This is a genomic window from Xanthomonas sp. NCPPB 3761 (assembly GCF_041475705.2).
GTDB classification, from domain to species: domain Bacteria; phylum Pseudomonadota; class Gammaproteobacteria; order Xanthomonadales; family Xanthomonadaceae; genus Xanthomonas; species Xanthomonas phaseoli.
Window position 1 is genome coordinate 1,612,245 of sequence record NZ_CM191262.1, and the last position, 22,724, is coordinate 1,634,968.

The 22,724-nt window shown below is 66.4% G+C and carries 24 protein-coding genes; 10 read left to right on the plus strand and 14 right to left on the minus strand.

Annotated elements, in window-relative coordinates; genetic code table 11:
- Positions 1-81: 81 nt before the first annotated feature.
- Entirely contained in the window at positions 82-555 is a 474-nt protein-coding gene (locus ACCQ00_RS07055; RefSeq protein WP_017155634.1) for an FKBP-type peptidyl-prolyl cis-trans isomerase, read from the minus strand.
- A gap of 334 nt (positions 556-889) precedes the next feature.
- Entirely contained in the window at positions 890-1,936 is a 1,047-nt protein-coding gene (locus ACCQ00_RS07060) for a cation diffusion facilitator family transporter (RefSeq protein ID WP_372354095.1), read from the minus strand.
- Positions 1,937-2,050: 114 nt separating this feature from the next.
- Here ACCQ00_RS07060 and ACCQ00_RS07065 point away from each other — a divergent pair, with 114 nt between their 5' ends.
- Positions 2,051-2,386, plus strand: coding sequence for a zinc ribbon domain-containing protein YjdM (locus tag ACCQ00_RS07065; RefSeq protein ID WP_017155636.1), 336 nt, complete (start codon positions 2,051-2,053; stop codon positions 2,384-2,386).
- A gap of 152 nt (positions 2,387-2,538) precedes the next feature.
- Here the strand turns inward: ACCQ00_RS07065 and ACCQ00_RS07070 are convergent, their stop codons facing one another.
- Both ACCQ00_RS07070 and ACCQ00_RS07075 read right to left on the minus strand, forming a co-directional pair.
- Positions 2,539-2,775 carry a hypothetical protein gene (locus ACCQ00_RS07070; RefSeq protein ID WP_039574877.1) on the minus strand — a complete coding sequence of 79 codons (237 nt, stop codon included), beginning with the start codon at positions 2,773-2,775 and terminating at the stop codon, positions 2,539-2,541.
- 211 nt (positions 2,776-2,986) lie between these two features.
- On the minus strand, positions 2,987-4,105 hold the full coding sequence (locus ACCQ00_RS07075; protein WP_372354096.1) for an alkene reductase: 1,119 nt from the start codon (positions 4,103-4,105) through the stop codon (positions 2,987-2,989).
- A gap of 220 nt (positions 4,106-4,325) precedes the next feature.
- On the opposite strand from ACCQ00_RS07075, the gene ACCQ00_RS07080 reads away from it, so the two are divergent.
- From ACCQ00_RS07080 to ACCQ00_RS07110, 7 genes are all read left to right on the plus strand, one after another.
- Complete coding sequence (locus tag ACCQ00_RS07080) at positions 4,326-5,537, plus strand: MFS transporter (protein WP_039574881.1); 1,212 nt, start codon at positions 4,326-4,328, stop codon at positions 5,535-5,537.
- 158 nt (positions 5,538-5,695) lie between these two features.
- Positions 5,696-5,866, plus strand: coding sequence for a hypothetical protein (locus ACCQ00_RS07085; protein ID WP_017155640.1), 171 nt, complete (start codon positions 5,696-5,698; stop codon positions 5,864-5,866).
- A gap of 221 nt (positions 5,867-6,087) precedes the next feature.
- Positions 6,088-6,543: a PA2169 family four-helix-bundle protein gene (locus ACCQ00_RS07090; RefSeq protein WP_039574883.1), complete on the plus strand. Its 456-nt coding sequence runs from the start codon at positions 6,088-6,090 to the stop codon at positions 6,541-6,543.
- Positions 6,544-6,816: 273 nt separating this feature from the next.
- Positions 6,817-7,419 carry an RNA 2',3'-cyclic phosphodiesterase gene (gene thpR, locus ACCQ00_RS07095; protein ID WP_039574885.1) on the plus strand — a complete coding sequence of 201 codons (603 nt, stop codon included), beginning with the start codon at positions 6,817-6,819 and terminating at the stop codon, positions 7,417-7,419.
- A gap of 34 nt (positions 7,420-7,453) precedes the next feature.
- Entirely contained in the window at positions 7,454-8,059 is a 606-nt protein-coding gene (locus ACCQ00_RS07100) for an HD domain-containing protein (RefSeq protein ID WP_039574887.1), read from the plus strand.
- Between the two features lie 63 nt (positions 8,060-8,122).
- Complete coding sequence (locus ACCQ00_RS07105; RefSeq protein ID WP_017155644.1) at positions 8,123-8,317, plus strand: oxidoreductase-like domain-containing protein; 195 nt, start codon at positions 8,123-8,125, stop codon at positions 8,315-8,317.
- Positions 8,318-8,386: 69 nt separating this feature from the next.
- Positions 8,387-9,757, plus strand: a complete 1,371-nt coding sequence (locus tag ACCQ00_RS07110) for a virulence factor family protein (protein ID WP_039574890.1) — start codon at positions 8,387-8,389, stop codon at positions 9,755-9,757.
- A gap of 433 nt (positions 9,758-10,190) precedes the next feature.
- Here ACCQ00_RS07110 and mprF read toward each other — a convergent pair whose 3' ends face one another.
- The gene (mprF, locus tag ACCQ00_RS07115) at positions 10,191-12,755 is read right to left on the minus strand and encodes a bifunctional lysylphosphatidylglycerol flippase/synthetase MprF (protein WP_039574892.1); all 2,565 of its coding nucleotides are present in this window, start codon (positions 12,753-12,755) and stop codon (positions 10,191-10,193) included.
- 92 nt (positions 12,756-12,847) lie between these two features.
- Between mprF and ACCQ00_RS07120 the strand changes: the two genes are divergently transcribed.
- Positions 12,848-13,726, plus strand: coding sequence for a DUF998 domain-containing protein (locus ACCQ00_RS07120; protein WP_306316034.1), 879 nt, complete (start codon positions 12,848-12,850; stop codon positions 13,724-13,726).
- A 10-nt stretch (positions 13,727-13,736) separates the two neighbouring features.
- Positions 13,737-14,084: a RidA family protein gene (locus tag ACCQ00_RS07125; protein WP_039574896.1), complete on the plus strand. Its 348-nt coding sequence runs from the start codon at positions 13,737-13,739 to the stop codon at positions 14,082-14,084.
- Between the two features lie 158 nt (positions 14,085-14,242).
- Here the strand turns inward: ACCQ00_RS07125 and ACCQ00_RS07130 are convergent, their stop codons facing one another.
- The 9 genes from ACCQ00_RS07130 to ACCQ00_RS07170 form a co-directional block, all read right to left on the minus strand.
- The gene (locus tag ACCQ00_RS07130; protein WP_039574897.1) at positions 14,243-15,313 is read right to left on the minus strand and encodes an SAM-dependent methyltransferase; all 1,071 of its coding nucleotides are present in this window, start codon (positions 15,311-15,313) and stop codon (positions 14,243-14,245) included.
- A 17-nt stretch (positions 15,314-15,330) separates the two neighbouring features.
- Positions 15,331-16,113, minus strand: coding sequence for a DUF1295 domain-containing protein (locus tag ACCQ00_RS07135; RefSeq protein ID WP_017155649.1), 783 nt, complete (start codon positions 16,111-16,113; stop codon positions 15,331-15,333).
- Positions 16,110-16,655 (minus strand): DUF2878 domain-containing protein, encoded by a 546-nt coding sequence (locus ACCQ00_RS07140; protein ID WP_039574899.1) that lies wholly within the window; start codon positions 16,653-16,655, stop codon positions 16,110-16,112. The genes ACCQ00_RS07135 and ACCQ00_RS07140 overlap by 4 nt, the downstream gene beginning before the upstream one ends.
- Positions 16,652-17,947, minus strand: coding sequence for an SAM-dependent methyltransferase (locus ACCQ00_RS07145; RefSeq protein WP_039574900.1), 1,296 nt, complete (start codon positions 17,945-17,947; stop codon positions 16,652-16,654). Before ACCQ00_RS07145 ends, ACCQ00_RS07140 begins: the two co-directional genes overlap by 4 nt.
- Entirely contained in the window at positions 17,944-18,828 is an 885-nt protein-coding gene (locus tag ACCQ00_RS07150; RefSeq protein ID WP_017155652.1) for a DUF1365 domain-containing protein, read from the minus strand. The genes ACCQ00_RS07145 and ACCQ00_RS07150 overlap by 4 nt, the downstream gene beginning before the upstream one ends.
- Positions 18,828-20,078 (minus strand): NAD(P)/FAD-dependent oxidoreductase, encoded by a 1,251-nt coding sequence (locus ACCQ00_RS07155; RefSeq protein ID WP_039574903.1) that lies wholly within the window; start codon positions 20,076-20,078, stop codon positions 18,828-18,830. Before ACCQ00_RS07155 ends, ACCQ00_RS07150 begins: the two co-directional genes overlap by 1 nt.
- A complete protein-coding gene (locus tag ACCQ00_RS07160; RefSeq protein WP_039574904.1) occupies positions 20,075-21,073 on the minus strand; it encodes an acyl-CoA desaturase in 999 nt (332 codons plus the stop codon). Before ACCQ00_RS07160 ends, ACCQ00_RS07155 begins: the two co-directional genes overlap by 4 nt.
- Before the next feature lie 223 nt (positions 21,074-21,296).
- A complete protein-coding gene (locus ACCQ00_RS07165; RefSeq protein WP_046833796.1) occupies positions 21,297-22,130 on the minus strand; it encodes an anti-sigma factor in 834 nt (277 codons plus the stop codon).
- Entirely contained in the window at positions 22,127-22,690 is a 564-nt protein-coding gene (locus ACCQ00_RS07170) for a sigma-70 family RNA polymerase sigma factor (RefSeq protein ID WP_039574988.1), read from the minus strand. The genes ACCQ00_RS07165 and ACCQ00_RS07170 overlap by 4 nt, the downstream gene beginning before the upstream one ends.
- Between the last annotated feature and the right edge of the window lie 34 nt (positions 22,691-22,724).

The following is a 22,724-nucleotide window of genomic DNA, read 5'->3' on the forward strand; positions in this document are numbered from 1 at the left end:
CGGTGATGCCAGTGGCCGAACACAGGCGTTGTGTCGGGCACTGGCCGCGCCGCAGCCACGCGGGTGCGGCGCGCGCTCCGGTCAGGCTGCCAGCTCGGCCACGTGACCGTCGTTCAATTCCTGCGTGGTGGCCTCGCGCACTGCCACCACCTCGACCGCAAAGTGCAACGTTTGCCCAGCCAGTGGGTGGTTGCCGTCCACGGTGACCTGGTCAGGGCCAACCTCGGTCACTGTGACCAGGACCGGGCCCTGCTGCGTGCGCGCTTCGAACTGCACGCCGGGGACCACCTCCACATCGGTCGGAAACGCATCGCGGGGCACCTGCTGGATGAGCTGCGCATGACGCGGGCCATAGCCTTGTTCGGGCACGACGTCGGCGGTGAGCGTATCGCCCAGCTGCTTGCCTTCCAGTGCCTGCTCCAGGCCGGGCACGATGTTGCCGGCGCCATGCAGATAACTCAGCGGGGTGTCGGGCGTGGAGCGGTCCAGCACTTGGCCGTTGTCGTCGGAAAGGGTGTAGTGAATGGTCGCAACGCGACCTTGGCTGATTTCCATTGGAAACCTCCATGACGGGTGATCGAGGGGAATGCATCGGCTGATTCACGATGCGAAGAGATGCCGCACGCACACCGTAGGCAATCGCACCGGATCATGCAACCGCAGCCGGGTTTGCGGTTGAGGCGGGGATCAGCTTGGCGGCACAACGCCATGACCAGGCTCACGCCGGCTGCGTCAGCGGATTGAAGCGGGGTGTGGGTCGGGCCGACCGTCCTCAGCGCGATCGGCGAGTTCGGCAATGGCGCTTGGTTAGAACGACACGCGCAACCCCGCAGCGACCGACAGGCATGTCCATCCCGACATCTGCATACCGCACGCTTCGGGTCTCCCCTTAGTCCGGCTCTGCGCCGCTCTCGATCTGCGCACGCCGTGCACGCCAGGTTTCCGGGGTCTGCGGCTTGATGAACAGGGCGGTGAGTTCGGGATGTTGCTGCTTGGCAGCGGCTTCGATCCGTCCGACGCAGGCCTCGATCTGCGGTGTGGTGCGACTGTCTTCGAACTCGGCGCTCAACGCGGCCACCACCTGGTTGGGGCCCATCTGCATGGTGAGCACGCCGTTGGCCGCACGCACGTCCGGATCGCTGGCGGCGATGCGCAGCAGCGAGTCGGTGACATGCGCATGCGCCGGCTCGCCGATCAGCAGGCCCTTGGTTTCGCGCGCCAGCAGGAACGCGGTAAATGCCAGTACCCCGGCGATGCCGATCGAAGCAATGCCGTCGAGTTCGGGCATGTCGAAAAATTGCGCACCGGCCAGGCCGAGCAGCGCCATCAGCAGGCCGATCAATGCGGCGCTGTCTTCCAGCAATACGGTGAAGGTGGTGGGGTCCTTGCTCTGGCGAAATGCCTGGAAATAGCCCATGCGGCCTTTCTTGGAGCGAAATTCGCGTACCGCCACCACCCACGAAATGCCTTCGAACACGATCGATACGCCGAGCACGCAGTAGGCAATCAGATGGCTCCTGGCCGGCTCGGGGTTGCGTAAATGCACGATGCCTTCGTACAGCGACACGCCTGCACCCATCGCAAAGACCAGCAGGGCGACGATGAAACTCCAGAAATACAGCTCGCGCCCATAACCGAACGGATGGGTCGGGGTGGGCGGCTGTGCGGCGCGGCGCAAGCCATACAACAGCAGCACTTCGTTGACGGTGTCCACCAGCGAATGCACGCCTTCGCTGAGCATGGCCGAGCTGCCGGAGATGCCGGCGGCGATGAACTTGGCCACGGCAATGGCCAGATTGCCCGCCAGTGCCACGTACACCACCACGTGCGACCCCTTGGTCTTGCCTGGGCCGTTGTCGCGGCCTGCGTCGCCCTGTTCGGGGCGAGGGGAGGGCGGGGTTGTGCGCGGGGAAGGGGACACTGGCTGATGGGACACGCGCGACCTACGGGGTATTCGACAAGCGCTGCACTATCGCGCCATCGCCGTGCCGGGTGCGTGATCGCGCACCCGGGCGGCTACAATCCACGCCCGCTTCGATCAAGGAATTGCATGCCTACCGTCCCCGCCTGTCCGCAATGCGGACTGGACAACACCTATGCCGATGGCGCGATGTCGATCTGCGCCGACTGCGGCTTCGAATGGAGCGCGGGCGAAGCCGCGGCAGACACGACGGTGGTGCGCGACAGCAACGGCAACGTGCTGCAGGCCGGCGACACGGTCACCGTGATCAAGGATCTCAAGGTCAAGGGCTCTTCGATTCCGCTCAAGCAGGGCACGGTGATCCGCAATATTCGCCTGGTCGAAGACGATGCCGAGCACATCGAGGGCAACTCGGAAAAGATCAAGGGCCTGGTGTTGAAGACCTGTTTCCTGCGCAAGGCCTAATGCGCGAAGCACCAGCTAGCTTATCTAGGAGCGCGCGTGCGTGCGCTGACGCAATACCAGCTAGAGCGACATCGCGCACTGAAACGCTTGCGGTGCGCTATGCCACTCGACTGGGTGTTGCACTTGCGGATGGGCGCTGAAAGCCGGTTGGGCTAGTCGCGCGGATACACCGCTGCCACCATGCAGCTCTGTCGCATGCGCGACAACATGCCGCCGCGCACGCTGCTGAGATCACCTTCCGCGCCAGCCCCGGCACGCGCGCCGGCAATGCCGATTTCGTCGAGTACATCCACCTTGTCACCCGGATTGCCGCAGGTCGCATTCAAACCCATCCCGGCGACGAAGCGGATCGGCGGCGCGCCGCTGAGTTCGCGGCAGCCGTCCAGCAATCGACCTGGTCGTGACGGTGCATCCCGGGATGAGGTGGCGGCATTTCCACCACCAAACCCTGGCTGTCGGGCCGCATAGGCAGCGGCGCACCTGCAAGACCGGCAGTTGCTTATCGGCCACCAGCCGGCACGCAGCGCATCGGCGTTACCCAGGCGACCGCACCATGCCAGTTGGCAGGTGCGGTCGCGTGGTCAGGTGCTGATCAGGCGATCACTCCGGCAATGCGGGGTAATCGGTGTAGCCCTTGGCACCGCCGCCGTACATCGTTGCCTGATCGATCTCGGCCAGCGGCGCGTTCTCGCGCAGCCGGCGCACCAGGTCCGGGTTGGCGATGAACGGGCGTCCGTAGGCGATCGCATCGGCGTAGCCGCTGCTGATGGCGTGTTCGGACATGCTGCGGTCGTAGCCGTTGTTGGCGATCCAGGCGCCGTCGAACTTGGCGCGCAGCGCGGCGTAGTCCAAGGCGATGTTGTCGCGCGGACCGCCGGTGGCACCTTCGATCACGTGCACGAAGGCCAGCCCGCCGATCAGGTTCAGGCGCTCGACCGCACGTTCGAACAGCGGCTGCGGGTCGGAGTCGTGCGCGCCGTACACCGGGGTCACCGGCGACAAGCGCACGCCGGTGCGTTCGGCGCCGATTTCATCGGCAATCGCCTGTACCACTTCGGCAAGCAGGCGGGTGCGGTTTTCGATATCGCCACCGTAGGCGTCGGTGCGCTGGTTGGCGCTGTCGCGCAGGAACTGGTCAAGCAGGTAGCCGTTGGCCGCATGCACTTCCACGCCGTCGAAGCCGGCATCGAGCGCGTTGCGCGCCGCGATGCGGTAGTCCTCGATCAAGCCGGGGATTTCTTCCAGTGCCAGCGCGCGCGGCTCGGACACGTCCTCGAATCCGTTCTTGGTGAAGGTCTTGCCTTCGGCGCGAATGGCGCTGGGCGCAACCGGCACTTCGCCCGGCGGCAGCACACTGGTGTGCGAGACACGGCCGACGTGCCACAGCTGCAGCACGATCTTGCCACCGCGGCGATGCACTTCATCGGTCACGGCGCGCCAGCCCTCGATTTGTTCCTTGGTGTAGATGCCGGGCGTATCGAGGTAGCCCTGGCCCAGCGGACTGATCTGGGTGCCTTCGGCCACGATCAGGCCGGCGGTGGCGCGCTGGCCGTAATACTCGGCGGCGAGCGGCGAGGGCACCTGGCCGGCGCCGGCGCGGTTGCGCGTCAGCGGGGCCATGATCACGCGGTTGGCAAGATCCAGTGCGCCCAGGCGCACCGGCGAGAACAAGGGGGATTGAGTGGATTTGGACATCAGCAGCCAGTCGAAATTGATCACGCGCCAGGCGCGACGCCGCGCCGATCGCGGTGCCCAGCAGCGATGGTGGCGGACTCGAGCAGATTCGAGCGATGCAGATAGGACACAGCGTCCCTGTCGCGTCGGATGCGCTGTAACTGTGATGGAGTGGGCGCTGGGGCTGAACCGGCCGTGGGCTCGCGCTTTCCTGCTCTGCTGCATTGCACAATAATAGGCCGCCCCGCCATTCCTGGAGTCGGGCATGACCGATACCGCTTTTTCCTCGTCACGCGTGTCCCGGCGCGATTACGTGCTGATCCTGCTTGCGCTGGCGATGGGCGGCTTCGCGATCGGCATCAGCGAATTTTCCACCATGGGCCTGATGACGCAGATTGCGCAGGGCTTGCAGATCACCGAACCGCAGGTCGGTCACGTCATCAGCGCGTATGCATTGGGCGTGGTGGTTGGTGCGCCCTTGCTGGCGATCCTGGGCGCGCGCTGGCCGCGGCGCACCTTGTTGCTGCTGCTGATGGTGTTCTATGCGCTGGGCAACGTGGCCAGCGCATTGGCGCCGAGCTACCACGCCATGCTGCTGTGCCGCTTTATTGCCGGGCTGCCGCACGGCGCCTACTTCGGCGTTGCGTCGCTGGTGGCTGCATCGATCAGCCCGCCCAATCAACGTGCCACTGCAGTGGGGCGGGTCTTGTTGGGGTTGAGCGTTGCGCTGCTGGTGGGCAACCCGCTGGCAACCTGGCTGGGGCAAATCGTGAGCTGGCGCTGGGCCTATGCGTCGGTGTCGGTGATTGCGCTGGGCACGGTCGCCGCTGTGGCGATCCTGTTGCCGCCGCAGCCGGAAGAGCCGCGCCAGCAGCCGCTGCGTGAATTGCGCGCGTTCAATCAGCCGCAGGTGTGGCTGGCATTGGCGATCGGGGCGGTGGGTTTTTCCGGCATGTTCTGCGTCTTCAGTTACCTTGCGCCGACCTTGACTGCGGTGACCGGCGTGACCGCAGCGCATATCCCGTTGGCGATGGTGGCATTCGGCGTGGGCGGGGTGCTGGGCAGCATCCTGGGCGGTTGGTTGTTCGACCGCATGCAGTTCCGCGCGGTGCCGGTGTTGCTGCTGTGGTCGATGGTGGTGATGTTGACGTTTCCGCTGGCAGCGCTGTCAGACGTGTGGGTGTTCGTCTCGATCGTGGCGGTCGGCACCATGGGGGCGTTGGCGCCTGCCTTGCAGACGCGTTTGATGGACGTGGCAGCAGAAGCGCAGACCCTGGCCGCAGCCTCCAACCATGCAGCGTTCAATACGGCCAATGCATTGGGCCCCTGGCTGGGCGGCATGGCGATCACGGCAGGCTGGGGTTGGACCTCCACCGGCTATGTCGGCGCGGCCACCGCGCTCGGTGGGTTGCTGGTCTATGCGGCGGCGGTGTGGCAGGAGCGTCATCAGCAGCGCACGGTGTTGACGAACTGCTGAGTGGTCGGTGCCGCAACGGGCAAGCGCTCGCGGCAACGTTCGCCACGCGGCAGCCACTTGCGTCGCGATGCGGCTATCCGCGGACCATGGCATCGCCACAGCCATCTCACATGGTAGAGGCGAGACTTGGCGCCCAATCAAGCGGACCGAACAGTGCCATGACCGAATTCACTCCACCGCCATGGAAGCGCGTCAATCCCAAGGGCAAGGCGAAGTCGACGCCATTGACCGACGCGCAAAAGGCAGCGGCCAAGCAGCGTGCCGAAGAAGCGGGACGGCCGTATCCGAACCTGGTCGACAACATGTGGGCCAGTCGCCAGCCGAAGTGATCTTGACCTGCTGTTGGCATGGATGAATTGCAATTCATCGCCTGCACGGCGGCGTGAGGAAGACGCCCGTATCGCTCACATATCGATTATGCAGGCGGGGCGAGGATCAGGCCGTACACAACGCGACGGCAATGCAATCGATCCATCGATTGACTCACCTTCCGCCGCATGCGCAGTCATCGCACCGCGCAGCGTCGGCCCATTCCAACAAGGAGCCACACATGAGCATTCAGAGCAAAACCGAGCATAGCCTCAACGACCTTATCGCCATCTCGCGCGACGGCAAGGACTTCTACGAAGAAGCCGCGGCCAAGGTGGGCGACGCAGAGCTGGCGACGCTGTTCCTTCGCATTGCCGGCGTCAAGACCGACATCGTCAGCAGCCTGAGCAGTGTGGTCACCGCCGCCGGTGGAACGCCGGAACAGCACGGCACCATGGTGGGCAGCATGCAGCAGTTTTACGGCAAGGTTCGTGCAACCCTGGGCGACACCAAGTACGGCTATGTGGCCGAGCTGGAAGAGTCCGAAGACCGTCTGTTGAAGGCGTTCGATCAGACCATCGCCGACCAGGACACCCCGGCCGCTGCACGCGAAGCCGCGCTGCGCCTGCTGCCGGAAGTGCGCGCTTGCCATGACGTCATGCGTAACCGCAAGCATGCGATGAAGAGCGCTGCATAAATCGAGTGCAGAACCGAAGTGCATCGTCACCGAACCGATGCAGCTCTGGGGTAAGACGATAAAGGCGGAAACGGGCAGCGCAGGCTGCCCGTTTCTTTTTGTGTCGTGGCACGGCGCGCGTGCCTGGCCAATGCCGCAATCGCAGTTCCACGCAATGCGGAACGGTTCCACATCCGCATCCTGCAATTCGGCATATTCGGTGCGCGTCGGGTCTGCTAGTATCCGCCGCCCTTCTTCAGGCAGGCGCGCGTTGCGCGGTCGTGGCATCCACCCATGAAGCAACAGTTCCTGTACCTGTCGTCGGCCGAGGCGCAGTTGTCGCTCGGGCTTGGAGAAGAGAAGACCACCGAACGTTTGTTTTTCGCGGTGATGGCCGATGCGCCCACCGCCGAGCATGCAGCGCGGATCGCCGACAGCCTGTTGCAAGGCGGGCACGCCGAAGGCAAGCCGCTTGCGCGCGAACGGCTGCATGTGACCCTGCATCATCTGGGCGATTACGCCGGTGGCCTGCCGCCCTCGTTGGTGAGCCGCGCCAGCCAGGCCGCGACGCGCGTGCAGATGGGCGCGTTCGAGGTGGAGTTCGATCGCGTCGGCACCTTCGGTGGCAGGCGCTCGCAGCTTCCCTGCGTGCTGCGTGGCGAAGAGCAGGTGCGCGGGCTTTACGAGCTGCAAGGCGCGTTGGGAAAGCAGCTGGCGCATGTCGGCATTGCCGGCGACGCGCAATACACGCCGCACATGACGCTGCTGTACTGCAATCAGGCGGTGCCGCAGCGGCGCTGCGATGCGCTTGCCTGGACCGTGCGCGAGTTCGCGTTGGTGCGCAGCTTTCTCGGCCAGTCGCGCTACCAGATCGAAGGCCGCTGGTCGCTGCGCTGATGGGCATGACCACGCGTACGCGGTAGCCTGCGGCATGGACATCCTCACGCCATTGCCATTGCACGCCGACCACCTGGCCGCGCTCGAACAGGCCTATGCCACGCCGCCGCGCGCTTACCACCACTTCGGCCATGTCCGCGCGGTGCTGCAGCACTACGCAGAGGTCGCCGCCGGGCCGGGCTGGCGCCAGCCGGTGGAGGTCTGGCTGGCGGTGCTGTTCCACGATGCGGTGTATCAGCCCGGACGCAGCGACAATGAAGCGCAATCGGCACGGATGGCGGCCGAATCCATCCCGCGCTGGTGGCCGCAGGCGCAGGTGGACGTCGAGCGGGTGCAGGCGCTGATCCTGCTCACGGCCCGGCATGGGCACGTGCTGCCGCAGGACGTGGATGAAGACGCCGCGCTGTTCCTGGACTGCGACATGGCGATCCTGGCCGCGCCCGCAGCGGTGTTCGATGCCTACGATCGGGCCATCGCCGAGGAGTATCGCGGGCACGTGCCCAGCGTGCTGTTCCGGCTCAATCGCCGCCGGTTCCTGGCCGGTGTGCTCAAGCAGCCGCGCATCTTCCTGAGCGACTACTTCCATACCCATCACGACGCCGCGGCGCGCGCCAATCTGCGCCGGCCGCTGGGGCGCTGAGCGGCCATGCCCTGGCCCGGCTGCATGCCCGGCTGAGTCCGATGCGCACGCTACAATGCCCGCATGCACGACAGCGCTGCTTCCAGCCCCGACCCACGCCCGATCGCCCCGCAGCCGCCTGCGCCCAACGAATGTTGCGAGAGCGGCTGCCCGCTGTGCGTGCACGATCTGTATGCCGAGGAGCTGACGCGTTACCGCCAGGCCCTGGCCGCGTGGGAGGCGCGCCAGCCGTTGCCCAGCCGCCCCGAAGCCCAATGAGCGCTGTCCCGCGCTTCGCGCTGCGGTCCGGAACGATTATCTTTGAACCACTTTTCCCGATGGTGCGACATGCGACGACTTGAAATATGGAGCGCGCTCTGCGGCGCGGCGATGTTGACGCTGTCGGGCATGGTCGCCGCGCAGGCGCCGGGACCGGTCAGCCATGGCCGTTTCGAGCAGGTGCCGGTGCTGATGCCAAAGGGCGAGCCGCAACGGGTGGTGATCTGGCTGGCCGGTGCCGGCAATGCCGCCAAGCGCCAGGCCCAGGCAGAAAGCCTGCGCGCCGACGGTGCGATGGTGGCGGTGGTGGATACCGCGCATCTGTACGCGGTGCTGCGCAAGGCCGGCGGCACCTGCACGTTCTCGGTTGGCGACGTGGAAAACTTCTCGCGCTACATGCAGGCCTTCTACCACATTCCCACCTACCGCCTGCCGCTGCTGGTGGGCGATGGCGAGGGCGCGGCGCTGGCCTACGCGATCGCTGCGCAATCCAAGTCGCATGTGCTGGCCGGCGTGCTGACCGACGGGCTGTGCCCGGCCACCGTGTCTAATCAGGCGATCTGCCAGCCGGGTGTCAGCCCGGGCACCAATACCCTGTTGCCGGTGCCGCTGCAGATTCCGTGGGTGCTGGCCGCCAGCCAGGACAAACGCTGCCCCGCGGCCACCGAGGAGGGTTTCCTCAAACAGGTGCCGCAGGCGCGAACCTTCCGGCGCTCCGCGCAAGGCGACATCCTGCCCGGCCTGCGTGCTGCGGTGCGCTCGTTGGGCGAGCAGAAGGGCGTGGCTTTGCCGCCGCCGCCGGGCGGTCTGGCGGATCTGCCGGTGGTGGAACTGCCGGCCAAGCCCGATGGCGACAGCGACGACGACACCTTCGTGATCTTCGTCTCCGGCGATGGCGGTTGGGCCGGCCTGGACGAAGAGGTGGCCGACGCGCTCGCCGCGCAAGGCATTCCGGTGGTCGGCCTGGATTCGCTGCGTTACTTCTGGACCGAGCGCACGCCGCAAGGCTTTGCCGACGACCTGGATCGCATTGCCCGCATCTATGCGCAGCGCTGGGATCGTCAGCGCGTGGTCTTGATCGGGTTTTCGCAGGGCGCCGACGTGCTGCCGGCGGCCATCAACAAACTGCCGGCGGCGACCAAGCAGAACCTGCGCATGACGGCGCTGTTGTCGGTCGGCAAGCTGGCCGACTACGAATTCCATGTCAGCAATTGGCTGGGCTCGGACGACGAGGGCCTGCCGATCGCGCCGGAGATACAGCGTCTGCCGGCCGGCACGACGGTGTGCATCTACGGCCAGGACGACGGCGATGCGCTGTGCCCGGACCTGCCCGCAAACGCGGCCAGGCGGGTCGCACTGCCGGGCGATCACCATTTCAAGGGCGATTACGCGACCCTGGCCAAGACGATCATGGACCAGCTGCACGCGCTGTCGAAATAAGACGCAACACCGGTTGCTTTGATGCGCGCGCCGACGTAGGGATGTCGGCGTCTTGACGCTGTACGTCGCTGCCGAAGGCGATGTACAGAAGTCCGATCATTCAATTCCGCTGCCGCGCTTTCCGCCCTAGCGATTCTTTTCCGCCGCCGGCGATGGCATGCGTGTAAGCGTCCGTAGCGACATGCGCAAGGTTGGTGAGCGGCCGCGGTGCCGCATCCGGTGTCGGGATGCGGGTGAATCCATCCATGCAAGCGCTCTGGCCGGATCCAGGCCAGAGCACGGTCCCGCCCTCGAATGCGGCACCGCGCCTTCACGTTTCGCGGCCGTTTCCTGGCAGGCCAGCATTGCAGGAACCGAGCGCGCCCGCGCTTCCGGCATCCGCAGTAACCAGTGCCGCCAGACCCGCAGGCCTGGCGCCAGCGTCCACCAGGCCTTACTCCTGCCGCCCAGGATCGGCCGAGATCAGGCGGGTGACATCCAGCAAGGCGGCCGGCAGATGCATGCCGCCGGGGGCGACCAGGTAGCGCGGGCGCCAGGTCGGGGCGAACTTCGACTTGAAGCGGCGCAGACCGCTGAATCCGTAGAAGCGCTCGCCGTGCCGCGCGACCAGGCTGGCGAAGCGGTTCCAGCGCCCGGCCAGGCGATGTTCGGCCAGGCCCGACAACGGCGCCATGCCCAGCGAGAACCGCGTGTAGCCGTTGGCCTGGCCCCACAGGAACAACTCGATGAACAGGAAGTCCATGGTGCCCTTCGGTGCCTGCGCGCTGTGCCGCATCAGGTCCACCGAGAGTTCGCCGCCGGCCGGTGCCCACCACACATTGGCGAAGGCCACGATCTGGCCTTCGGCCTCGGCCACCGCCACCGGGAAGCGACGCAGGTAATCCGGATCGAAGCTGCCCAGCGAGAAGCCTTTTTCTTCGCCGGATTTTTCTTCCAGCCATTGTTCTGACACCTCGGCCAGGCGCGGCAATACCTTCTCCACCTGTTCGGGCGGCAGCATGCGGAAGCTCAGGCCGCCGCGCTTGCCGCGGTTCCAGGCCTGGCGCAGGTCGGCGCGGTCGCGGCCTTCCAGGGTGAAACCTTCCAGCGGCACGATCGCCTCTTCGCCCAGCTTGACCAGGGTCAGGCCCATATCGAGATAGGTCTGCCAGTACCGTTCGCCGACCTGGTAGAACACCGGGCGCAGGCCCATGTGGTCGGCCTCTTCACGGAAGCGCCAGATCAGCGCGCACGCCACCTCCGGCGGGCCGACCGGGTCGCCCATGGAAATCAGCGAGCCGCCATAGCGCTGCATCATCACAAAGCCACGGCGCTGCTCATCCAACAAAAACGCCTTGTCGCCGGTCAGCGCCAGGCAGGCCTGGGTATCGGTGCTGGTGGCCAGGATCGGTGCCAGCGTCTGCAACGTCTGCGCATCGGCGGCCGGCATCGGCCTGCGCCCACCACGCAGCAGGCGCGCCATGCCGAACACGATCACGCCCACGCACAGGATCAGCGCGGCGCGCAATGCGCGCGGCGCATTGGCCGAGGTGGCGAACTGCCACCACAGATCGTTGCTGTATTCGACATGGCTGTAGACGAAGAACAGCAGCCAGAACGTGGCCACCAGCACCAGGCCCAGGTTGCTCAGCCAGCGCCACGACCAGGCTTCGTCCAGCAGCGCGCCCTGGCGATAGAACTCGCGCCGTGCCGCCCACAGCGCAACTGCTGCCAGCGCCGCCGACAACGACACCGAGATATGGCTGCCGCGCAGCAGCGCCAATGGCGGCAGCAGCAGGCACACGCCCAGCGCCAGCACCCAGGCCGCATGGCTGCGGCGCTGCAGGCCCTGGCCGATCAGCAACAGCATCATGCCGCCCAGGCTGACCAGCAGGTGCGAGGTTTCGATCAGCGGCAGCGGCGCCACTTCCTGGCGTGCGCGCGGTGTCGGCAGGGTGCCGTCGATCACCAGCGCGGCACCCACCGCAAACACCGCCAACGCCAGAATCTGCGGCAGCCACGGGCGCAGGGTCTTCCACACGGTGCGCGCGGTGCTGGCGCCTACGCGTACCGGCGCGCGCAGCCCGGAGGCGGCCGCCATGGCCACGGAGATCAGCAGCGGCACGATGTAATACGTGACGCGGTAAGCCAGCGCCGCCGCCAGGACCGCGGCAGGGGTCACGTGCGGCAGCAGTTTGAGCAGGCTCCACTCGAACACGCCCAGGCCGGCCGGCACGGTGGAGATCAGCCCGGCCACCACGGCCACCAGCCAGATGCCGATGAAGCCGAAGTAGCCGGTACCGGGGTCCGGCGGCAGCAGCACGTAGAACGCGGCCGCGGCCAGACCCAGCTCCACCAGGCTCAGTGCGGTGACGCCCAGTACCGTGGTGCGGTCCGGTAACCAGAACCGGAGGCTGCGGATGCCGAACTCGCGGCCCTGTTTGCCGACCAGCGCCAGCATGGCGCCGTAGCCGACCAGCAGGACGATGCCGGCGATGCGGATGGCCTGCGCGGTGATCGGCAACGCGCGCGCGGCCGCTTCCGGTTCCAGCAGCAATGCCAGACCCAGCAGCACCCAGGCCCCGAAGATGAAACCAAGTGTGCTCATCAGCACCACCTGGCCGATCTCGGCCAGGGTCAGGCCCACGCTGCCGTAGCCGCGCAGGCGCACGGCGCCGCCGGTGAGAGCGGCAAAGCCCAAAGTCTGCCCGACCGCATGCGCCATGAAGGCAGTGATGCCCACCCGTGCCGGATGCAACTGCTTGCCGGTGCGTTTGAGCCCCACCCAGTCGAAGCCGACCAGGCACGCGTAGCTGCTCAAGCCGAGCAGCAGCGTCAGTGCGATCTGCCCCGCACCCAGCTCACGGAACGCGTGCCGGATCTGGCGATAGCCGTGGTCGGTGAACTGCGACGACAGCGCATGCAGGGCCATCGCCAGGATCGCCAGGCTGATGATGACCGGCAGGGCGCGACGCCAACCGCTGGCGGAGCTTTCGGAGGACGTGGAGGTATCCGTCATGAGGGCAACGGGATCTGCTGAAAGGGAAGATGGATGCATGCACGAGATGTGCCGCGCGCGCGTTTGCAATGCATGGGCCGGTCGGGTTGAGGGTGCATGCCGCGTGGTTGCGAAGGTGCCGACATCCGGTGAACGCGTGGTTCGATCGTACCGACACAGTATCTGTGCGGGCCGGCCGCGCGCATCATAGGGCAAAGCCGCACACGCGTGCCGAACGAACACGACAGGACCGCCATGACAGTTGGAAGGCAGACAGGCTGCTGATGCGCAATCCACCCGATTCCCCCACGTTTGCGCCCCACGCGCGCGCCATGCCGCCGCGCTGGCGCGGCTCCGCCGGCCGCATCGCCGCGGCCGCGGGCATGGTCTTCATCGGGCTGGTGCTGGTGCTGCAATGGCTGCGCGGCGATCTATGGTGGGTGGATGCGCAACTGAGCGCCTATCTGCACGGCCCGTATGGCCTGTTGCTGCGCACCGCCTACTGCCTGTTGGCCGCCACGATGGCGTGGCTGGCGCTGGGCCTGTATGCGGCATTGGCGCCGGCCGCGCGCAGCCGCACCGTGCTGGGTTTGTTCTGGATGGCCGCAGTGGGGCTGTGCATGGTCTCGATCGGGGACAGCTGGATGCCCGAGCTGGCACCGGAGGCGGCGGCGATGGTGCATGTGCTGTCGGCGGATACGACATTTCTGTGCGTGATTGCCGCGGTGTTGCTGCAGTCGTGGTACTTCCGACGCGATGTGCGGTGGCGTGCGCACTTTCCTTCGGCCTTTCTGCTGGGCTGGGCCGCGTTTGCGGTGTTGCTGTTCCATGTCACGGTGACGAGCGCACCTCTGGGCATCAGCCAGAAGATCGCCATCGTACTGATCGTGGTGTGGATGGTGCGCGCGGGCACCGTGTTGGCGCGCTGCGAGCGCGACGGGGCTGCACGTCTGCCGCATTCGCGGGACAATGCAGGGGTCAATCAACCGTAGGAAGCCTGAAATGCTGCAGCGATTCGATGCGGGTCCGCGTATGTCCGAAATGACCGTCCATGCCGGCGTGTGTTACCTGGCCGGCCAGGTTGCCGAGGACACCAGCCAGGACATCACCGGGCAGACCCGCCAGGTGCTGGGCGAGATCGACAAGCTGCTGGCGCTGGCGGCCAGCGACAAGACCAAGATCCTGCGTGCGGAAATCTTCCTCGCCGACATCGCCGATTTCGATGGCATGAACAAGGCCTGGGACGAGTGGGTGCCGCACGGCTTCACGCCTGCCCGCGCCACCGTTGAAGCCAAGTTGGCGCGGCCGGAGTGGAAGGTGGAAATCGTGGTGACCGCTGCGGCGGGCTGAGCGCGCCACCGGGTGCGGCGCTTGAAGCGGCGCGCGATGGCACGCACCGCTTCAGCGCAACCAAGTGACTGCTGCGCGGTTATCGCAGTGCGCGCACGTACGCACGCGCGGTGCATGGTGGCCGGCAGTCATGTTCGCAACGACTGCCGGCGCTGCACTCAGCGCTTGACGAAGCGGTAATGCGCCACACCCCATTCGCGGCCCTGGTCGTAGCCGAACAATTCCGCGCAGGCCAGCCAGAACATCCGCCAGCGCTGCCACCAACGCTGCGCATCGTCGCCGTAGGTCTGCTTCAACAGCGGCATGATCTGGTCGCGGTGGCGGTCCTGGTTTTCCAGCCAAGCGTTGGCGGTCTTTTCGTAATGCTCGCCTGACAGCACCCAGCGTTGTTCGATCACCACATCCTGCTGGAAATGCAGCAGGGTATCGGCCGCCGGCATCAGCCCGCCGGTGAAAAAGTGCCGGCCCATCCAGTTGTCTTCGCCGGCCACTTCGAACGGGTAGGCCAGATCGCGGTGGCAAAAAATGTGCACGAACAGCTTGCCGCCCGGTGCCAGCCAGCTGCCGACGCGCGCGAGCAACTCGCGGTAGTTGCGCATGTGCTCGAACATTTCCACTGACACCATGCGATCGAAGTCGCCCGGTGGCAGGGTTAGCGCGTTGACGTCGGCAGTGATCACCTGCACGTTGCCCAGCCCGCGGATGCGGCACTGCTCAAGGATATGCGCGCGCTGCGGGCGTGAGTTGGAGACTGCCGTGATGCTGGCATTCGGATAGCGCTCGGCCATCCACAGCGTCAACGAGCCCCAGCCGCAGCCTAATTCCAGGATGCGCTGTCCATCGGCCAGCTCGGCGCGTTCGCCGTACAGCGCCAGCATGCGTTCTTCGGCGGCATCCAGAGTGGGCGTGGTGGCGTCCCAATAGCAGCTGCTGTACTTGAGCCGGCGGCCCAGGCACAGGGTGAAGAACTGCGGCGGCAATTCGTAATGCTGGCGATTGGCCGCATCGGTTTCGATCGCGATCGCGCTGGCGCGCAGGCTGTCGATGAAGGCGCGCTGGCGCTCGCCGTTGGCATCGGCATCGTTGCCGCGCTCATCGCGCAGGCGCTGCGCGCACAGGCGACGGATGCCGTAGCGCAAGATGGCATCGGGCAGCACGCCGGATTCGGCGAGCCGCGTGGCGAAGGCTTCTTCGGGCTGCGCGGATGGCGGGACGATAACGGTAGACATGCAACTCTCCAGGCAAATCAGGACGAAGGGGGAAGCGGAAAGAACGCGCTGGTGCTGCGCTGGTACTGGGCATAGTCCTCGCCACGCGAGCGCAGCGCCTGTTGCTCGGTGTAAGGAATGCCGGTGAAGCGATACAGAAACACGAACATCACCACCGGCCCGAGCGCGCACAGCGCTACCGGCCAAGGGCCTGCACCGACGGCCAGCGCCAGATACGCGAACCAGTGCACGAACTCGAAAAAGTAATTGGGGTGGCGCGAATAACGCCACAGTCCGGCGCGACAGGTCTTGCCGCGATTGGCCGGGTTGGCCTTGTGCGCCGACAGCTGCCGGTCCGCCAATGCCTCGCCACCGACCGCGATCAACCACACGACGATCGCGATGCCTGTCCATACGCTCCATTGCGCGTTTGGGTTGCTCGCTGCGGCCAGGAACGGCACCGCAAATAGCACCACCACCACGGCCTGGGCCAGGAAAAAGCCGAGGAACTTGCTCTGGCTGCCGTTCCAATGTTCGCGCAACGCGCGGTAGCGGCCGTCTTCGTGCGGGTCGCCGAACACGCGCACGCCCAGATGCAGCGCCAGACGCGCGCCCCACACGCCCCCAAGCACCGCCACCAGCACGCGCGGCAGCACCGCGCCATCGGACATCCACGCACAATACGGCGCAGCCACCGCCAGGCAGCCTGCCCACAACACATCGACCGGGCCGGCGTTGCCGCTGCGACGCTGCCATAGCCAGCCGATCACCATCACCACGCTTGCGAACACGCCCACATGCAGCAGCGGCCAGGCATTCATTGCAGTTCTCCAGTGGGGTCATCGGGCAATGGTCGCGCCAGCCGGCGTGCATACAGCGACAACACGCCGCAGGCCACGCCCCAGCCGATGCCCACGGCAAGCGCGGAATGCAGGTAAGGCGCTTGAAATTCCACCGCATGCCAGCTGCGTTGCGCCAGCCAGTACGAAAACGGCCCGAAGATGGCGCCCAGCAGCACCGCCAGCCACGGCTGCTGCATTGCCGTGGCCAACGAATGGTTGAGGGTGAGCGCAAAGCCCAGCCATAACGCCAGGATCCACGGTGGCGCCAGCAGGCTGCCCGGCCACGGCGCGGCGTAGCGCACCCAATTGCCCGCGGCGAGCGTGGTGTCCAGCAGCAAGCCCAGCGATAAGGCGGCCACCATCAACTGCACGTCGCCGGGCGCGCGTCGCGATGGCCACAGCTGGTACAGCGCAAATGCGGCCAGCACCAGCAGCGTTGGCCAGATGCGCGCATGCGCAGCGGAACTGACCGCTACCAGCCACAGCACCTGCAGGCCGAGGTAGTTGCCGAGCTGCTTCATGCGTCGGCGGCAAGGCCCGGTACGAACTGCGGCGGGCGCGCACCGGGCTTGCTCAGCCACAAATGCACATCGCCGATCGAGCGTTCCAGAAAACCGGCTTCGCAATAGGCCAGGTAGAACTCCCACATGCGGATGAAGCGCTCGTCGTAACCCAGCGCACGCACCTGCGGCAACTGCGCCATGAAACGCTGCCGCCACGCGCGCAAGGTCAGCGCGTAGCTCGGGCCGATGTCTTCCAGATTGAACAGGCGCAGATCACTGGCGCGCGCGATCGCGCCGGTCATCGCCGCAATCGAAGGAATGAAGCTGCCCGGGAAGATATGCCGCTTGATGAAGTCCACCGAGTGCAGCGCCTGTTTGTAGCGGTGGTCTTCGATGGTGATGGCCTGGATCAGCGCTTCGCCATCGTCCGCCAGCAGGCTGCCGACCTTGGCGAAGTAGGTGTCCAGATACTGGTGGCCGATGGCTTCGATCATCTCGATCGAGACCACGCGGTCGAAGCGGCCTTCCAGGTCGCGGTAGTCACGCAACAGCACCGTCACCCGATCGCTCAGCCCTGCCGCGGCGATGCGTTGGTTGGCCAGCTCGAACTGCTCGCGCGAAATGGTGGTGGTGGTGACGCGGCAGCCGTGTTCGCGTGCGGCGTGCAGCGCGAAGCCGCCCCAGCCGGTGCCGATCTCCACCACATGATGGTGCGGCGCCAGGCGCAGTTTCTGGCAGATGCGTTCGAGCTTGCGGGTCGCTGCGCGCTCCAGCGCCGCTTCGCCCTGCGCCTCTTCGCCATCGACGAAGATGGCCGACGAGTACATCAGGTTTTCATCCAGGAACAGCTTGAACAGCGGGTTGCCCAGATCGTAATGCGCGGCGATATTGCGCCGGCTGCCGCTGCGGGTATTGCGCGCAAACGCATGCAGGCTGCGCATGGCCCAGCCGCCCAAACGCGCGGTGCCGGTCTCCATCGCGTCCAGCCGCTCGCGGTTGCGCAGCAGCAGCCGCATCAACGCCACCAGGTCGTCGCACTGCCATTGCCCGTCCATATACGACTCGCCCGCACCGACGCTGCCGTTGAGCGCCGCCTGCCGATAGAAGCCGGGATCGATCACGCGCAACTGCATCTGCAAGGCCTGCGCGCCAGTGGCCGTGCCAAGTGTGGTGACGGTGCCGGCTTCGTGCAGCTGCAGTTGCCCATCGCGCAACTCGCCAAGCGTGGCCAGCAGGCGCTTGCGCAGCAGGCGGTCCGTCCAGGAGGCCGCGCGCGGCGCAGCGTGATCGGGCAGGGACGTGGCGTTCATCGGGGTTCTCGCACAGGCGGGTGAGGGTGGTCGTGGACGGGGTTGCCGCGCAGCCACAGGCGCAGGGCCTGCCAGTGGATGGCGACCACCACCCACACCGTCATCAACGGATAGGCCAGCAACGTGCGCGCCAGGTTGCGCGCGGTGAGTGGTTGACGCTGCAGCACCAAGGTGGCGTCGAAGCGGCGCGTGCCGCTGTTGTCGATGGAGCCGCCGGCATCGTCGCCAACGGTGTCCAGCACATCCATGTGCACGCGCAACTGCGCATCCGGCACGCTGAAGCGCCAGTCGTAGCGGTGCTGCATGCCCATGAACGGCGAAACGTGGAAGCGCTTGTCGAAGCGCCACGCGTGCACATCGCGATGCGTGCGCGCCTGCGCGACCGGCAGCACGTAGGTGTGGCGCTGCTGCCAGGGGGTGTTGGTGATTTCGGCCACGATCCAGCGCAGGCTGTCGTGGCGATCGAAGCAATAGTAGAAGCTGACCGGGTTGAACACGTGGCCGAAATAACGCAGGTGCGTCAACAGCCGGATCGCGCCTTCGGGGCGCTCGCCAGTATGCGCCTGCACGCAGTCGCGCACGGCCTGCTCCAGCGGAATGTTGGCATCGCCCAGATAGTCGCTGCGCCGGAACTGCGCCAGATTGGCGCGCCCCACCGACCACAACCAGCGTCGTGCGAACACCTGGTCCAGCTCGGACAGATCCAGGTACATCAGGAACAGGCGATAGCGAAAGTGCAGCGCCTTGGGCATGAAGCGCCGGTGCCGCACCCAGCCGGTGTAGATCGCGCTGCGCAACGGCCCCGCCACGCGACCGGCACCGCTGCCCTCGGAAGGGGGCAACGGCACCGCGTCGTGGTGGGCGTCGCGCAGCAGCTGCATCACCAATCCACTCCCAGGCCATGCGCGACGTCCACGCCGCTGCGCAGGCCGTCTTCGTGGAAACCGAAGCCCCACGCGGCGCCGGCAAACCAGGTGTGCTGCACGCCCTGGATGTCGGCCTTGCGCGCTTGTGCCGCCACTGCCGCCGCGTTCTGTACCGGATGGCGGTAGCGCATGCGCCGCAGCACCTTGCCGGGGTCGATCTCGTGATTACGATTGAGGCTGACGATGAACGGCTGCGGTGACGCGATCGACTGCAGTGCGTTCATCCAGTAGCTCACCGTGCAGGCGGCATCCGGGTCGGCCGGCACGTGCGCGTTCCATGCGGCCCAGGCGCGCCGGTCGCGCGGCAGCACGCTGGCATCGGTGTGCAGCACGGTATCGTTGTCCTGGTAGGTGATGCCGCCCAGGATGTGTCGTTCGGCCGGCGTGGCGTCGCTGAGCAGACCCAGCGCATCGTCGGCATGGCAGGCCAGCACCACGTGGTCGAAATGTTCCTCGCAATGCGAAGCTTTCACTACTACGCCATTGGGCGTGCGGCGGATCGACTGTACCGGCGTGGACAGGCGCTCGATCACCTGCCAGCGCCGCCGCAGCGCACGCACATAGCTGTTGGACCCGCCACGCACCACCTGCCACTGCGGGCGCCCGCTCAGTTGCAGCATGTGGTGATTGGCCATGAAACCGATCAACTGGCCCATCGGAAATTCGAGAATGGTCTGCGAGGGCGAGGACCACAGCGCGGAGGCCATCGGCACCAGGTGCTGGTCGCGGAACGCATCCGAATAGCCGTGCCGCTGCAGATACGCGCCCAGCGTGCTGAAACGCTCGTCGCTGTGCAGTACCGCCGGTGCCTGGCGATAGAAGCGGCGCAGGTCGGCCAGCATGCCCCAGAAGCGCGGACTGAGCAGGTTGCGGCGCTGGCAGAACAGTCCGCCCAGGCTGCCGGCATTGTATTCGAGCCCGCTGCGTGCATCGTGGACCGAAAAGCTCATCGTGGTCGGCTGCGCGGCCACGTCCAGCTCGGCGAACATGCGGGTGAGCAGCGGGTAATGCTGCGGATTGAACACGATGAAGCCGCTGTCCACCGCGTAACGCTGACCGTCCAGGTCGATGTCGTGCGTGTGCGTATGCCCGCCCAGATAATCGGCAGCCTCGAATAGGGTGACCTCGTAGCGCCGCGACAACAACCATGCTGCACCGAGGCCGGCGATTCCGCTGCCGACCACGGCAATTCTGCCCTCGCTCATCGTTTCACCCGTTCGGCGCGCTGGGTGAGCAGCTTCGGCATCGGCTTGAGGTCCCACACCAGCCCCACCCACGACATCGCGGTGAGTCCGTACCAGGTCATGTCGTATTCCCACCATCGCAATCCCTGGCGCGCCGAGCCGGGAAAGAAATGGTGATTGTTGTGCCAGCCTTCGCCGAAGGTGAGCAGTGCCAGCAGCCAGTTGTTACGGCTGTCGTCGCGGGTGTCGAAGCGCCGGCTGCCGAAACGATGCGCCAGCGAGTTGATGGTGAAGGTGGCATGGAACAACGCCACGGTGGAGATCACAAAGCCCCACACCAGCAACTGCGCACCGCTGGTCTCCAGCGCGGGCGCAGCTACTGCCAGCCAGTTGCCGAGCAGGTAGAGGCCCAGCGCCAGCAGCACCGGCATCACGATGTCGAAGCGGTCCAGAAAGCGCAGTTCGGCAAAACGGCGCAGGTCGGGGATCACTTCCCAGTCGGTGCGGAAATTGCGCGGGGTCAGGAACCAGCCGGTATGGCTCCACCAGAAGCCGTGCTGCGCCGGCGAATGCGGATCGCGCCCGGTGTCGGTATGCCGATGGTGGTTGCGATGATGCGCCGCCCACCACAACGGCCCCCGCTGCACGCAAGTGGCCCCGATGGCGGCGAACACGAACTGCAACACCCGCGAAGTCTTGAAGGCGCGGTGCGAAAAATAGCGGTGATAAAACCCGGTGAGCGCGAACATGCGCAGCGCGTACAACGCCACGGCCACGCCCACCGCAAACCAGGACGCACCGACCCAGAACACCGCCAGGCAGGCCAGGTGCAAGGCGATAAAGGGCACCGCACGTAGCCAGTCGATGCGATCGGCACGCGCTTGGTCCAGGGGCTCGTCGGTTTGCGAATCCACCCAGCGACGCAGGCTGCCGACGCGTGCGGCCAGGCCGCCACGCGGCGGTGCGGTGGCGGGCTGCGGCGCTGCGGCGTCAGGGTCCAGGCCAGTGCTCGGCACGCGTGATTCTCCATAGGTAGTCGTGACCCAGTACGGACGCTGCCGGCAAACAGATGCACCAGGCCGCTTGATCGTCGCATGCATGGGTGGGGTTCGCTTGGCGTTGCGAATGAATCGCGCAGCTGCGCACACATTGCCCGCGCCAGCGCATACCGGCGTGGATGAGGCTGTTTTGGAAGGCCTCGCCTGCGACGTGCCCGCAGGCGAGGCTAGCGGCGCTGGATCAGGGAGCCATCGCCAGCGTGCTGATGCCGCCCTTGGCCACCACCGTACCTGTGGCAACGCCACCGGGCGCGCCACCCGGCGGCTCCAGCGTGACGGCCAGAATGGCTTCGTTGCTCAACATGGGCATCAACTGATCGGGAATCTGCGCACGGCGTGCACGTTGATCGTCGAAGGTACCCATCGAATGCGCCCTGCCATCGGGGGTGATCAGCCACAGCTCCGGCACCTTGTCGGCGGTGGCGGTGCGGTCCAGTGGCGTCACCGTGATGGTGTGCTTGTCGGCGTCCATCAAGGCCACATAACCAGGGCGACCGTCTTCGGTGGCCAGGGTCGAGGTCATGGCGATCCCGGTCGCGGCAGGGGGATTGGTCGCAGGCGGGGGGGGCGGGGTCTGCGCCACCTCGCCAGTGGGCGGCGGCTGCACCGGTGCCGGCGGCGTACGCACGTTGAGCAGGGCGAGCACGCAGACCGCTGCAGTGGCCAGGCCACCGACGCTGGCCCAACGCCAGAACCGCACGCTGTTCCACAACGGCGCCGCAGGCGCGGACGTACCGACCGGCGCTGCAGAAGGCACCGCGCGTAAGGGCGTATCGAAGCCCAGCGCCTGGCGCACGCGCACCCACACCTGATCCGGCGGCGTCTGCGCGACGATTTCTTCCAGCAGCGGCGACAGCAGCTCCTGCCACTGCAGCACTGCCTGGGCGAACTGGCCGTCGGTGGCGATGCGTTGTTCGGCCGCCAGGCGTTCTTCCGCGCTCAGCAGGCCAAGCACGTATTCGCCGGCAAGCACGTCGCGTGGCGGTTCCTGGTCGATGGGAAAGGGCGTACTCATCGTTCCAGACATGCCTTGAGTTTGGCCAGACCCCGACGGATCCAGCTCTTGACCGTGCCGATCGGCGTATCGGTGCGCGCGGCGAGCTCTTCGTAGGTGATGCCTTCGAAGAACGCCGTGCGAATCAACTCGCTGCGTGGCTGTTCCAGCTCGGCCAGGCAGTGATCGATGCGCCGGCGCGTGCTGGCGCGCTCGGTGCGATCCAGCGGCGAGGCATCGCTGGCACGCAGTTCGCCGGCATCGTCCAGCGCCACGTTGCGGCGCTGCGGCGCGTTGGCGCGCAGATGGTCGATGGCCTTGTTGCGCGCGATCATCGCCAGCCACGTGAGCCCGCGTGCGCGGCTCGGGTCGAACTGCCCGGCCTTGTGCCAGATCAGCGTGAACACGTCCTGCAGCACCTCTTCGGCTTCGGCACGTTGCGGGATCATCCGCAGGCACACGCCGAACAGCTTGGCGGAGGTTTGCCGATACAGCGCTTCGAAAGCATGCCGGTCGCCGCCGGCGGTTGCGGTCAGCAGGCGTCCGGTCTCATCGTCGTCGTGGCCAGGAATGGCACTCATGCGGTCGGGCGTTGGGTGAGGTGGGGGCGATGCT